A 14197-nucleotide genomic window follows, 5' to 3' on the forward strand; every position below is an offset into this window, starting at 1 on the left:
GATTAAATATACAGTAAAAATCACTGTGTGCACTATAATATCTAGAGCTTCCTTTTCCAATTCCATCAGAACAATTTAATATCGACCCAATGGGTCGTTTTTCTACCGAGCATTGGGTCATTTATCTTATTAAACCACTTTTAACATAAATCGTAATTGGTTGCTATATATCATATTTTTTTGCTGCTACATTTTTTATGAATTTTAAAAACGACCCATTGGGTCGTTTTCTTGAATATAGGAGAAATTAGGCGATACTGTATAAATAAACAGTGTTATTTGGATAAAATAATGAAAACACGTTCTCCGTTTTTAAACTATATTGCTGAATTTATGTTAACACGCCAATATTCAATCAGAACTGTTGATACTTATCTAAAATGGATTGCTTCCTTTATACATTTCCATAATAAACGCCACCCTGCATCAATGGGAGATAACGAAGTAATCGAATATCTAGATTATATTGTACTCAAAGGAAATGTATCACCACGAACACAAGCAACTGCACTAAACTCATTAGCTTTTCTCTACAAACATATTATTGGTAATGAGTTGTCTTGCAATCTATCGTTTGTGCGTAGTAAAAGGCAAGCAAAGCTTCCTATTGTCATGACGCCAGACGAAATTAGGCGTTTGATGGCTTGCCTTAAAAAACGTTACTATTTAATTGCTGGGTTAATGTACGGCAGTGGTTTACGTGTTATGGAAGCAGTGCAATTGAGAGTTCAAGACATTGATTTCGATTATAAATGTGTTCGTATATGGAACGGTAAAGGAACAAAGCATCGAGTCGTTACGCTTGCTGTTGAACTTATACCCATGCTAAGAAATCAAATCATACAAGTTGATGAATATTTAAAGATTGATTTGCAAAATGCACATTACGCAGGGGTCTGGATGCCTAATGCTCTTGCTAGGAAATATCCAAACGCAAATAAATCATTGCTTTGGCAATATCTTTTTCCTTCTCATAAACTAAGCGCCGATCCTGAAACAGGCGAAATACGCCGTCACCATTTCCACCAAACCGGTGTTAGAAAGGCCATCAAAAGTGCAGCACAAGCAGCAAACCTGAATAAACCGATTACTCCACATACACTCAGGCACTCCTTTGCTACACATTTACTGCAAAATGGCGCAGACATTCGTACCGTGCAAGATCAATTAGGTCATAGCGATGTAAAAACTACGCAAATTTATACACATATATTACAACAAGGAGCGAACGGTGTGATTAGCCCCTTGTCGCATTTGTAAAGAGTTAAATTTTAGCAACTAACCAAAAAACCAGTAACACACACCAATGGCAGTTAGAATACCGGCAAAATCAGCAGCTAAGCCACAGCCTACTGCATGGCGGGTATGTTTAATGCCTACCGCGCCAAAGTATACAGCCAACACATAAAACGTGGTTTCGGTTGAACCTTGAATAGTAGAAGCTAAACGCCCTGCAAATGAGTCTGCACCATGGGTATTCATGGTTTCTAACATCATTGCACGAGCGCCAGAGCCTGAGAGTGGTTTCATAAAAGCGGTTGGCATGGCATCAACAAATTGTGTATCACCGCCAAGGGTAATAACCAAGCTACGCAGCCAGTCCAATACATAATCAAGCGCCCCACTCGCTCTAAACACCCCAATGGCACATAACATGGCTAATAAATATGGAATTAACGAAACTGATAACTCGAACCCTTGTTTGGCACCAGTAATAAAGCTGTCGTACACATCTATTTTTTTAATACTTGCCCAACATAAACACAGAATAATAAACGCAAATATTAAAAAGTTACTGAATATTGCCGAGTGGGTTTGCATCAACTCGGTGGTTAAGTTCATAAAATACAAAATTAACGCCATAACAATTGCTACTAACCCACCAAGGTATAACAGCACAACAGTATTAAACAGTTTAATTCGTTGAATAGCACAGGTAACCAATAAACCAACAAACGTTGAAGCAAAAGTTGCCAATAAAATGGGAATAAACACATCGGTTGGGCTAGCAGCGCCTTGCTGCGCGCGATAAACAAATACCGCAATTGGAAATAGCGTCACTGAGCTGGTGTTTAATACTAAAAACAGAATTTGTGCGTTGGTTGCGGTATCGGGCGTTTTGTTAAGAGATTGCAGATCATGCATGGCTTTAATGCCCATTGGCGTTGCTGCATTATCAAGGCCAAGTAAATTAGCGCTTAAATTCATGGTAATTGAACCAAACGCCGGATGGCCTTTTGGTACGTCAGGCATTAAGCGGGTAAAGAGTGGCGATAAGCCTTTGGCAAGTACATCTACCATGCCGCCGCGCTCGGCAATTTTCATTACCCCTAACCAAAAGCACAGTGCACCAATTAGGCCTATAGCAATTTCAACGGATACTTTGGCCATGCTAAACACCGCTTGTACCAGCCTTTCAAATACTAAGCCGTCACCGCCCATCCAAGTAGCCAATGCAGACACAAACGCGATAATGAAAAATGAAAGCCAAATTTTGTTAAGCATAATCAGATTATTATTATTTTGAATGCTGCTTAGTGTGCCACATTTCCTGTATTATTGTCGCAATTACCCTTACATGGCAGATAAAAAGTGCATTCTAATATTTATATTCCACAAACGTTTATTGACGATGTTGAAAGCTATATTCCAAATCACCTCTCGATAGATGATTATCTTGCCTCATGTAAGAAGCCACTTAGAACCGCCGTTCGCGTAAATACCAAAAAGATGTCAGTTGCCAGTTTTAAACAATACGCAGCCCTAAACGATTGGCAAATAACGCAGGTGCCATGGTGTGAAAATGGCTTTTGGCTTGAACGCCCTGAAAACCAACAATCACTTTCACTGGGTAATACTGATATTCACTTATCTGGTTGCATTTACGTGCAAGAAGCAAGCTCCATGATGCCTGTTACCGCCCTGTTAGATGGTAACGACATAAGTGACTGCTGTGTACTTGATATGGCCGCAGCACCTGGCAGTAAATCAACTCAAATTGCTGAGGCCCTTTCAAGCGAAGGTGTATTAGTTGCCAATGAGTATTCGAGTTCGCGTATAAAGTCGTTAAGTGCCAATATGCAGCGTTTAGGTATTAGCAACTGTGCCCTTTCGCATTTTAACGCCAGTATTTTTGGTCAGTATATGGAACAGAGCTTTGACCATATTCTGCTTGATGCACCATGCTCAGGCGAAGGCACTATTCGTAAAGACGAAAATGCATTAAAAAATTGGTCTATTGAATCTAATATTGAAATTGCCGATGTGCAAAAGCGCCTAATCGAAAGCGCGTTTTATGCCTTAAAAACAGGTGGCACACTGGTGTATTCAACCTGCACGTTAACGCCACTTGAAAACCAAGCAGTATGCCAATATTTACTCACTACATTTGCCGACCATATTGAGGTAGTGCCGCTTAATCATTTATTTGAAAATGCAGAGGCTTCAGCTACCGATGAAGGTTACTTACATATTTGGCCACAAATTTACGATACCGAAGGTTTTTTTGTCGCCAAGTTTGTTAAAAAGTCCCATGTGCCACAGCCTGTGCCAAAAGTTAAAAAAGGCGTATTTCCGTTTACCCCTGCCGATAAAAAAACAACCGAGCAGTTTAACCAAATAATCAAAAAGCAATTTGCTATGAAACCGCTTGCAGGCAAGCTGTGGCAACGCGAGCAAGAGCTCTGGTTGTTTCCTAGCAATATAGACTCGGTAATAGACAAAATTAAATACAGTCGCATTGGAATTTTGCTTGGCAAGGTGCACAAAAATGGCATTCGATTACATCATGAATTTGCAACTTGCTTTGGCGCTGAAGGCCTTAAAAACACCCATAAACTGTCAGTTTCAGAGGCTTGTGACTACTTTCAAGGAAAAGATATTAAATTAGCACAAGTTACTAGCGCGAAAGACGAGGTATTACTTTTATTAAACGATACCTGCGTAGGCTTAGGAAAATGGCAAAAGAACAAAATCAAAAATGGCTTACCACGTGAGTTAGTTCGGGATAGTCGGTTGATAACTTGGGAATAACTCAATGAAAACTTGTTAACAATTTTTTAAACAATTTATAACCAGTTGTTTTTTATGATTTTATTTTTTGAGCAAAAATTTCCTTTTTTTGATTAATTTAACTACAATTATTAATACTTTTTCACTTCTCCCTATGAAATGATCAAGTTTGTAAGTTAGCGCACGGCTCATTAAATGAGCCATTCCCCTAAGCCCAGGACAATGTGGATTGGTCCTGGGCGATTTTTATTGGGCGTTTGTAAAAGCGCAACAAACTTGGCTTTAGCCCCGTATTTTGCAACTTTTCAGCGGTATTGAAGGTTAAAATCAGGGCTTAATTTAACTTTTCTCTTTTAGATCAAATTCTGTAATGTTTCCATCACCGTGTAATAGCTGGTAGTGCGTCAGCCGTTCGTTGTCTAAACACACTAAACTAATTGCCGAATCACTCACTAAATGCTTTGTTGATTGTTTATGGCGGTGTTTATGCACCTTCATTTGCCAACGTTTAGTAAAGAAATTAAGCGGGCTACTTGGATGGTACAAAATACTATCTAAGGTGTTTAATTTGCTGAGCAAGGATTTGGGAAATTCATTTTTAATGCCGCTGGCGGTAAGTTGCCAAATACGGTTATCACGATTTGAAAAACGGCTTTGCACCGAAAAACAAAACGAATAATGCACATCACCTGACAAAATAAGCGTTTCAATTGGCGTGTCTGCGCGTTTGAATATTTGCATTAGTTTTCGCGCCGCCCCTTCGTGGGCCATCCAGTTTTCCACATCAACTAATAATGGTTGACCACAAAAGTTAAAAATTGCTTGAATCGCTTCAATTGATTTAACACCAAATACCGGCGCTGGTGAGATTAAAATAACCTCTTCAAGCCCTGTCATATTATCGTCAAGCTCGACCAATTGTTCCCAATCTAATAAACCTGACGGTTCGTTGAAATCGGTTTCGTTGCGCCAGCGGTGTGTTCGGGTGTCGAGTGCAATAATTTTAGGGTGAGTATCAAGGGTGTAATGCCATCTATCAAATGCCAATATTTGATTATCAAATTGCTTTAAATGACGATACTGGGTGGTTATTTGCTCATCTAATGCATTTAACAGCGCCTTGGTATATTCGCCGCCGTCGTTACCCACACCTTGGAACACTAAATAACTTATCAGGCCGTTAGCAATAATGCGTTTGCTTATCGGATTTGAATAAACTGCCTGCTCCCACCCCGCTGTTAAATTCCAATCATCGGTGACATCGTGATCGTCAAACATGGTGATATGAGAAATATTAGCAAATAGCTTTTCAACTTCGGGCAAACCATCAACAAAGTCGATTAAGTTTTGTTTTTCTTGTAAAAATGTATTGCTGTGTTTTTGATTATTCGATTCGAATGTTAAATCATCTAACCCAACCAGCTGCCAACACACTGCACTCGTTGTTAATAAATAAAGCGCAAAAAATTCTTCAAGATGCACTAAGTGGTTATGCGATTTTAAACTAGTAAAGTGCTCTAAATCTTGGCGCAGCCAATAGCCAAACTCGAGTTTAGAACGCTCATGCCATTTGGTTATCGGTAAAATAGTATCACGCGTATAAAGCGTATGTTTAGCATCAGCCTGAAGTTCGTCAATCAGATTAGGCTCTTTAAAAAGCTTTAGCTGGTGGATTAACTGTTCAACCGCTAATAGCATAGGGCCCGCAACATCATCTGCGTATATCTGATCGCCCGACATCACCAGTAAACTTGGTTCTGGCTCATTATTTTTGCGTTTACTTGCCAAGTAATGGCTTGCGGTTATAAGCGCGTCTTTTGATTCATGATGTGGATTACGACAAGAGCCATGCAAAATGTTACTAAGCTGTTTAGCAATAACAAAACTGCACGATGATTGGCCATCAAGATAAAACGCCGACAAGTCAACGGGCGCATTGTTGTGCTCTAATTGATATGAAATTAGCGTATCAACTACAAACCCTGTAGTCGATGTGCTATTTAAAAAGTAAAAGTGGCAAAAACAGTGTTCGCCAAGTGCTAAAATTTGTTGGGTTTGTTCAAATTCGCCAAGCGCCTGGGCATTCACTTTAAACGGCGCTTGCTGGGAACTTACAATAAATAACGTGACCTGTCTCGGTTCTGCTCGCCGGATCATAGGTCCTGTTAACAGAATAGGCAGTGTCACGCAGTTATCCTGTTTACTTGGCTAGTTTAAAGAGGTCGTAAAAGTTATCTGTAGTTGCCTTTGCAAGCTCTTTAAACGATAACTTTTTAAGATCCGCAATAAAGTACGCAACATCTTCAACATACGCAGGTTGATTAGTTTTGCCACGATGCGGTACTGGCGCTAAATAAGGCGAGTCTGTTTCAATTAACAAACGGTCAAGCGGAATTTTTTCTACCACTTCGCGAAGCGCTGCGGCATTTCTAAAGGTTACAATACCCGAAATAGAAATATAAAACCCTAAATCTAGCGCTTGCTTTGCCATTTCCCAATCTTCAGTAAAGCAATGCAATACGCCACCGCAGTTTTGTGCATTGTGAGCGCGCATAATATCAAGAGTATCTTGCTTTGCATCGCGGGTATGAATAATTAACGGCTTGTTTAATTCATTGGCAACATCAATATGCCCGGCAAATGAATCTTGCTGTACTTGGTGGGTGTCTTTACTGTAGTAGTAATCAAGACCAGTTTCACCAATCGCCACTACTTTATCGTGCGTTGCGAGCTCAACTAAACGTGCTTTATCAAGTACGTCTTTTTGGTCTAGCGGATGTACACCACAACTAACTGACACATCGGGATACGCTTTAACCTTTTCCAACATACTTGGAAATTGATCTAAGGTTACCGACACACATAAAAAGTGCTCTACACTTTTAGCGCGGGCGTTTTCTAATACTTGGTCAAGAGAAAGACCAAGCTCATCAAAATTAAGTCTGTCTAAATGACAGTGAGAATCTACAATCACAAAAAGTCCATAAACTACATGGTATAAGTGGGATCGCTAGAGTTTAACATACCGCCTAGCATTTTTTCGATTTTATCACGTACTTGGCCTTTATCATCAATAAAGCTAACGCCAATACCCGGTGGATTAGAGTTCTGACTGCCTTGCGGTGTGATCCATACTACTTCACCGGTGATCACATCTTCTTCAAGTGCATCTGGTAAGCTAATGCGAAGCGCAAGGGGCTGTGACATTTCAAATTGCATATTAGTACGAACAAATAAGCCACCTGTTTTAAGGTAAGGCATGTAGCTTTTGTAAAGCTCACGTGTGTCTTCAAAATCAACGAGTAATTCTTGCAAAATAATGTCCTATTTATAAATAACTTAATTGTTTTAACAGTTGGTTTAACTGCAACGATAAATTAAGTCCTTTAACTTCTTTAAACTTATGCGCAAAACTGAGCAATGCTTGATTTTTTTCTTGATAGCGTTTTACATCCAGCGTATTACTGAGTAGCTCAGTTTGCAATTTTTGTGCGCAAAATTGCGCAAATATATCTATATAATCAGTGTTTTGGTTAAAAAGTTCAAGCAATTGCTTATGACATGATTGTAACGTTTGCTGCTGAGATAACTGATACAAAGATTCAACGGCACTTAGTTGCCCGTCTTCTTGCCATTGCTTTAAACATAACGGTCTATGTAAAAATGCATTAACCCAAGGTTGAGTCGCATCAATGCTTAAATCACCAATAAATTGTTTTGCTTGATTGGCGTCTACCGTCAACGTAATTTTGAAGCAACGGCTTAAAATTGTTGCTGGTAGTGGCGTATTGGGATCACTTAGCAGTACCAAATAGCGATTAGCGTTGGGCTCTTCTAAGGTTTTTAACAATGCATTACTTGCTGATAAGGTTAAAGATTGGGCATCTTTTACAATAACCACTTTATTACCTTGGAAGCTTGCTGTACTGACAAAAAAGTCGCTGATCGCACGCACTTGTTCAACGCTAATGCTATCTTTTTCAGCACTGACCAACATAAAATCTGGGTTTGTTTGGCTTTTATTTAAGGTACATGCTTTACAAACTCCACATGCCTGAGTGCCGTTAGACATACACAATAAATCTAACGTCAGCTGATATGCCAAATCGAAACTACCAACGCCCTCTTTTCCAAGTAGCAATAGGCCGTGGTGCAGCTGCCCCGTAGCGCCTAATTGCTGAAGCTGTGCGTAATTATATTGAAGCCAGCTTGGGATCACGCATTCGCTCCATCAATAAACTGCTTAAGTGCTTTTTCAATGTGTGTGTGAACAGTTTCCATTGGTAAGCTGGCATCAATAGTAACAATTGAACTGTCGTTTTTTGAGGCATTTAAATACACTTCGCGAGTACGTTCAAAAAAGCTTAATTGTTCAAGCTCAATACGGTCTAACTCACCACGATTCGCAGCGCGCGCCAATCCAATCTTTGGGTCGATATCAAGGTATAATGTTAAATCTGGCTTTAGCTCGCCCAACACTATATCCGCCAAGGCTTCAAGTTTGTGCTTATCGATTTCACGGCCACCGCCTTGGTATGCTTGCGATGATAAGTCATGTCTGTCGCCTAATACCCAGTCGCCACGATTAAGCGCAGGGTTGATAACATTTTCAATCAATTGCGAGCGTGCTGCGTACATTAACAGTAATTCAGTTGCATCACTTACTTTTTCTTCATGTGTTGCTTTCACTAAACTACGCAGCGATTCAGCAAGCGGTGTTCCACCGGGCTCTCGGGTATTAACAAATTTAACCTGCGCGTCATTTAATACGCGCTGACACACTGCAATTGCAGACGATTTACCAGCCCCTTCAAGGCCTTCAATAACAACAAATTTACCGTTCATTTTTTTAAAATATATTTCCTAACTGCTGCATTATGCTCAGCTAATGTTTTAGAGAAATGGTGTTTACCATCTCCTGATGCAACAAAATAATAAAAATCAGAGTATCGTGGATTTAAAGTCGCGTAAATAGCCTGCTCTGATGGCATAGCTATAGGTGTTGGCGGCAATCCATTAATACGATACGTATTATAATCGGTGTGACGTTTTAAATGCTCTTTTTTAATATCACCTTGATATTCATCCCCTAACCCATAAATTACTGTTGGGTCGGTTTGTAAGCGCATGCCCTTATGAAGGCGATTTATAAATACAGACGCAATTAAATCACGCTCTGCATTGTGACCTGATTCTTTCTCAATAATCGATGCAAGAATAAGTGCATCGTATTTTGATTTAAGTGGTACTGAGGTATCGCGGGTTTGCCATGCGATATCTAAGGTATTAGCCATTTTTTCATAAGCGCGGTTTAAAATATCTAACTGGCTATCACCAGCAGAATAATGATACGTGTCTGGGTAGAACCACCCTTCAGGATTAGTTTGATTAATGCCCCACATGCTGAGTGTAGTTCGCAACGATTGCTCTGACACTAATTCTAAATACGGCGCATCTTTAAAGCTGGCTAACACTTGTTTAAAAGTTGAGCCTTCGACAATAGTAAACGCAAATTGATGATCGCGCCCTTTACTCATCTTTGAAATTAACGATAGCAAAGGCTGCGACTCAATTAAGTACATGCCTTGTTTTAATTCCACTAACTGAGGGTTTATTTTGGCGTATACCTTGAGCCAAAAGCAGTCGATTATCCAACCATTAGCTTTGAATGTGCGGCACATTGCGTTTACGCCCGTGCCTGCCTTTACTTGATAAAGTGTTGGTTCAGAGATGCTAATTTGTGTTGCTTGTAATTGCTTAAGCTGAATACCCACAAAGGCAACCGCTGCAATTAAAGTCGTAAATAAAAACGCAATCGCTCGTATCATAATGCTTGCTCGTTTAAAAATTGAAGTGCGTTTTCAAGGCTGTAGTAATGTGTATCAAGACGTGTAATTGGTACGATCCCCATTAAGCTATTACAACAAAATAAATTATCTGCACTGTAGCAGTCGCTTAAAGAGACAGTATCAAATTTAATGTCGATATGCTTCGCTAAATGCGCTAAATAAACGCCAAACACACCCGATTTATCCAGTTTTGGTGTAATTAAATGGCCATTTTTTAACAGCACAATATTAGCAACTGTAGTTTCAATGACCTCATGATTACAGTTAAGTAAAAGCCCCTCGCTAACACCTTTTTGTTGTAATTCTTGCTTTGCTAACACCTGCTCCAAACGGTTAAGGGTTTTTAACCCTGCAAGTAAAGGATTGACTGCCAATTGCGTTGATAAGGTATCGAGGGCGATGCCCTGTTGTTTGATCGTTAAATAATTCTCAGGAAAATCAGAAGTGTAAATATAAACCTGCGGCACTTGTACGGTAGGCAGTTGATAACCCCGGCCACCTTGACCACGACTGACAATAACTTTGATAACGGCCAGAGAATGGAGGCTTGCAAGCGCATTTATTTGGTTTTCAATTACTGATAAATCAACATTATTAAAATACAAACGCGCCACACAGCGCTCTAGCCGTGCTAAATGCTGCTCTAACAAACACGGTTTGCCATTTTCTACTTTAATGGTAGTGAAAAAGCCATCGCCATATTGCAATGCTCGGTCATTAGAGGCGACAGTTTGAGTTTGGCTATTTTTTATTATTGTTATGTCCATACACACAAAAAAGCCTAGGAAATCCTAGGCTTTTATTCGCAATTCGATTTCTGCTAACGATTATATCTTCTTAAATAATAAAGAGCCATTAGTTCCACCGAAGCCAAATGAATTACACAGCGCGTAATCCAATTTCGCATCGCGCGCAGTGTGCGCAACGTAGTCTAAATCACAACCTTCACTTGGATTATCCAGGTTGATTGTTGGTGTTACTTTTTGGTCACGAAGCGATAAAATCGTTACGATTGATTCAACAGAACCTGCAGCTCCAAGTAAATGACCCATCATTGATTTAGTCGAGCTTACTAGCACATCACTTGCTGCAGCGCCATAAATAGACTTAACAGCGTTGGTTTCCGCAATATCACCTGCCGGCGTTGATGTACCGTGTGCGTTGATGTAACCCACTTGCTCAGCATTAAGGCCTGCGTCATTTAGTGCGTTTTTCATCGCTAACGCCGCGCCTGCGCCATCTTCTGGTGGAGACGTCATGTGATACGCATCGCCACTCATACCAAAGCCCACAAGCTCAGCATAAATTTTTGCGCCACGCGCTTTTGCGTGTTCGTATTCTTCGAGTACGATTACACCTGCACCGTCTGCAAGTACGAAACCGTCACGGTCTTTATCCCATGGACGCGATGCTGCTTGTGGGTCATCGTTGCGTGTTGAAAGTGCGCGTGCTGAGCTAAAACCGCCCATACCGATTGGTGTTGATGCTTTTTCTGCACCACCTGCAACCATTGCATCTGCATCACCGTAGGCAATCATACGTGCTGCGTGACCAATATTGTGAAGACCTGTCGTACATGCCGTAACAATCGAAATATTTGGACCTTTTAGGCCGTGCATAATCGATAAATGACCTGAAATCATATTGATAATAGTTGAAGGCACGTAAAATGGTGATAATTTGCGAGGACCGCTGTTAAGTAATTTAACATGGTTTTCTTCGATAAGTGTTAGACCACCAATACCCGAACCTACCGCAACACCAATGCGTTCAGCATTTTCTTCAGTTACTTCTAAACCTGAATCTTTAAATGCTTGTACACCAGCGGCAATACCGTATTGAATGAATAAATCCATTTTCTTGGTATCTTTTTTCGCCATATACAGTGTTGGGTCAAAATCTTTTACCAGACCCGCGAATTTAGTACCAAAATCAGACGTATCAAAATGATCGATTAAACCAATGCCACTTTGACCCGCTAATAAACCTTGCCATGTTGAATCAACATCATTACCTAGTGGGGTTAACATACCTAGGCCAGTAACCACTACTCGACGTTTAGCCACAGTCATCTCCAAAATATATTAGGTGCAGATAATACAAAAGCCCTAATGAGGGCTTTTGAAAAACTAAAGGCAGCTGGAATGCTGCCTTTAATGTCTATGCTTTAATTACTCAGCGTGAGCAGTAACGTAATCGATAGCTGCTTGAACTGTAGTGATCTTCTCAGCTTCTTCGTCTGGGATCTCAGTGTCAAACTCTTCTTCTAGAGCCATAACTAGTTCTACAGTGTCTAGTGAATCAGCGCCTAAATCATCAACAAATGATGCTTCTGCTTTTACTTCTTCTTCTTGAACACCTAGTTGCTCTACGATGATTTTTTGAACACGTTCTTGGATGTTGCTCATTCTTTTTTCCTTAATTAAAAAACGCTTTTGCGTTATTTTTCAGATTGCGGCGTAGTTTACGCTGCAAAATTTTATGATTCAAGATTCATTTCGATTTTTATTATCTGGTCGAACCTCATAAATCTAAAACTAACCTTTTATCGCCTACTTTCACCGCAATTTCAACCCTAAATTAAACAATTTCGCCGAAATTGCGATAAGCGCATGCGCTAGATCATGTACATGCCGCCGTTTACATGCAAAGTTTCGCCTGTTACGTACGCCGCTGCGTCAGATGCTAAGTAAGCTACTGCCGCTGCAATTTCGTTCGGTTGACCTAAACGGTTCGCAGGCACGTTAGCAAGCGTTGCTGCTTTTTGATCATCTGTAAGCTCATCAGTCATATCTGTTTGAATAAAACCAGGCGCTACTACGTTAACCGTAATGCCGCGAGAAGCTACTTCACGCGCCATCGATTTAGAAAAACCGATTACGCCTGCTTTTGCTGCTGCATAGTTAGCTTGACCCGCATTACCCATAGTACCAACCACTGAGCCAATATTGATAATACGGCCATTTTTCTTTTTCATCATTGGACGTAATACCGCTTTTGATAAGCGGAAAATTGACGATAAGTTAGTATCGATAATGTCATCCCACTCGCTATCTTTCATACGCATAAGTAGGTTGTCACGAGTAATACCCGCATTATTTACTAATACATCGATATCGCCTAAGTCAGCTTTTACTGCAGCAAGTGTCGCTTCAATTGATTCAGCGTCGGTAACGTTAAGTGCATAACCTTTGCCGTTTTCGCCTAAATAATCACTAATTTTACCTGCACCGCCTTCGCTTGTTGCAGTACCTGCAACTTTAGCACCTAGCGATACCAGAGTTTCAGCAATTGATTTACCAATACCACGGCTTGCACCAGTTACTAGTACTACTTTGCCTTCTAAAGAGAATAAGTTACTCATAAAATTTTCCGTAAATTATGCGTCTAAAACGCTAGAAAGAGTGTTTAAATCGTTAACTGCAGCGCAACTTACCGATTTATCAATACGTTTTGCAAGACCCGTTAATACTTTACCTGGACCAAACTCATAAGTCGTTGTTAAGCCATCTTGCGCTAATTTTTGTACTGTTTCAGTCCAACGAACTGGGCTGTAAAGTTGACGTACTAATGCATCTTTAATTGCTTCGCCTGCACTTTCTGTCGCTACGTCAACATTATTAATTACTGATATTTCAGGTGTATTAAATGTAATCGCTGCTAAATCAGCTGCTAATTTATCAGCTGCTGGCTTCATTAATGCACAGTGTGACGGTACGCTAACAGCAAGTGGAAGTGCGCGTTTTGCACCTGCTTCTTTACACAGTTCACCAGCTCGCTCTACTGCTGCTTTTTGACCAGCAATAACAACTTGACCAGGTGAATTAAAGTTTACTGGCGATACTACTTCGCCTTGCGCTGCATCTTCACATGCTTTTGCAATTGCATCATCGGCTAGACCAATAATTGCGTACATTGCGCCAGTACCCGCTGGTACTGCTTCTTGCATATAAAGGCCACGTTTTTCAACAAGCTTTACTGCTTCTGAAAGTGAAATGACACCTGCACAAACTAATGCTGAGTACTCACCTAAGCTGTGACCAGCCATAGCACTTGGCTTTTCGCCACCTGCTTCAATAAAGTGACGATAAATAGCCACACTTGACGTTAATAACGCAGGTTGAGTACGGTGCGTTTCATTTAATGATTCTGCTGGACCATCAAGCACAAGTGCTGCTAAATCGTAACCAAGTGCGTCACTTGCCTCGGCAAAGGTTGCTTTAACAACATCTGATTCTGCAAGTAGTTCAGCCAACATGCCCACAGTTTGTGAACCTTGGCCTGGAAATAAAATCGCTGTGTTATTTGACATAGTTTCTTCTTCTATAACAAAACAA

The 14197-nt window shown here is 40.4% G+C and carries 14 protein-coding genes; 2 read left to right on the forward strand and 12 right to left on the reverse strand.

The window, feature by feature from the left end; genetic code table 11:
* Window positions 1-291 precede the first annotated feature (291 nt).
* The gene (locus AN214_RS18335; protein ID WP_054981034.1) at window positions 292-1260 is read left to right on the forward strand and encodes an integron integrase; all 969 of its coding nucleotides are present in this window, start codon (window positions 292-294) and stop codon (window positions 1258-1260) included.
* 18 nt (window positions 1261-1278) lie between these two features.
* Here AN214_RS18335 and AN214_RS18340 read toward each other — a convergent pair whose 3' ends face one another.
* Window positions 1279-2505 carry a nucleoside recognition domain-containing protein gene (locus AN214_RS18340; RefSeq protein ID WP_054981035.1) on the reverse strand — a complete coding sequence of 409 codons (1227 nt, stop codon included), beginning with the start codon at window positions 2503-2505 and terminating at the stop codon, window positions 1279-1281.
* Window positions 2506-2592: 87 nt separating this feature from the next.
* Here AN214_RS18340 and rsmF point away from each other — a divergent pair, with 87 nt between their 5' ends.
* A complete protein-coding gene (gene rsmF, locus AN214_RS18345; protein ID WP_054981036.1) occupies window positions 2593-4032 on the forward strand; it encodes a 16S rRNA (cytosine(1407)-C(5))-methyltransferase RsmF in 1440 nt (479 codons plus the stop codon).
* A gap of 318 nt (window positions 4033-4350) precedes the next feature.
* Here rsmF and AN214_RS18350 read toward each other — a convergent pair whose 3' ends face one another.
* From AN214_RS18350 to fabD, 11 genes are all read right to left on the reverse strand, one after another.
* Window positions 4351-6168, reverse strand: a complete 1818-nt coding sequence (locus AN214_RS18350) for a hypothetical protein (RefSeq protein ID WP_054981037.1) — start codon at window positions 6166-6168, stop codon at window positions 4351-4353.
* 43 nt (window positions 6169-6211) lie between these two features.
* Window positions 6212-6985 (reverse strand): TatD family hydrolase, encoded by a 774-nt coding sequence (locus AN214_RS18355; protein ID WP_010559964.1) that lies wholly within the window; start codon window positions 6983-6985, stop codon window positions 6212-6214.
* A 14-nt stretch (window positions 6986-6999) separates the two neighbouring features.
* Window positions 7000-7326, reverse strand: a complete 327-nt coding sequence (locus tag AN214_RS18360) for a PilZ domain-containing protein (protein WP_054981038.1) — start codon at window positions 7324-7326, stop codon at window positions 7000-7002.
* Between the two features lie 13 nt (window positions 7327-7339).
* Window positions 7340-8230, reverse strand: a complete 891-nt coding sequence (locus AN214_RS18365; RefSeq protein WP_054981039.1) for a hypothetical protein — start codon at window positions 8228-8230, stop codon at window positions 7340-7342.
* Complete coding sequence (gene tmk / locus AN214_RS18370; protein ID WP_054981040.1) at window positions 8227-8856, reverse strand: dTMP kinase; 630 nt, start codon at window positions 8854-8856, stop codon at window positions 8227-8229. The genes AN214_RS18365 and tmk overlap by 4 nt, the downstream gene beginning before the upstream one ends.
* Window positions 8853-9839, reverse strand: a complete 987-nt coding sequence (gene mltG, locus AN214_RS18375; protein WP_082428626.1) for an endolytic transglycosylase MltG — start codon at window positions 9837-9839, stop codon at window positions 8853-8855. The genes tmk and mltG overlap by 4 nt, the downstream gene beginning before the upstream one ends.
* On the reverse strand, window positions 9836-10627 hold the full coding sequence (gene pabC, locus AN214_RS18380) for an aminodeoxychorismate lyase (protein WP_054981041.1): 792 nt from the start codon (window positions 10625-10627) through the stop codon (window positions 9836-9838). Before pabC ends, mltG begins: the two co-directional genes overlap by 4 nt.
* 60 nt (window positions 10628-10687) lie before the next feature.
* Window positions 10688-11926 (reverse strand): beta-ketoacyl-ACP synthase II, encoded by a 1239-nt coding sequence (gene fabF, locus AN214_RS18385; RefSeq protein ID WP_054981060.1) that lies wholly within the window; start codon window positions 11924-11926, stop codon window positions 10688-10690.
* A 105-nt stretch (window positions 11927-12031) separates the two neighbouring features.
* Window positions 12032-12268, reverse strand: a complete 237-nt coding sequence (gene acpP / locus AN214_RS18390) for an acyl carrier protein (protein ID WP_010559957.1) — start codon at window positions 12266-12268, stop codon at window positions 12032-12034.
* A gap of 209 nt (window positions 12269-12477) precedes the next feature.
* Window positions 12478-13224, reverse strand: a complete 747-nt coding sequence (gene fabG / locus AN214_RS18395; RefSeq protein ID WP_054981042.1) for a 3-oxoacyl-ACP reductase FabG — start codon at window positions 13222-13224, stop codon at window positions 12478-12480.
* A gap of 15 nt (window positions 13225-13239) precedes the next feature.
* Window positions 13240-14172: an ACP S-malonyltransferase gene (fabD, locus tag AN214_RS18400; protein WP_054981043.1), complete on the reverse strand. Its 933-nt coding sequence runs from the start codon at window positions 14170-14172 to the stop codon at window positions 13240-13242.
* Between the last annotated feature and the right edge of the window lie 25 nt (window positions 14173-14197).

Origin of the sequence: Pseudoalteromonas sp. P1-9 (assembly GCF_001399975.1) — a bacterium.
GTDB lineage: Bacteria > Pseudomonadota > Gammaproteobacteria > Enterobacterales > Alteromonadaceae > Pseudoalteromonas.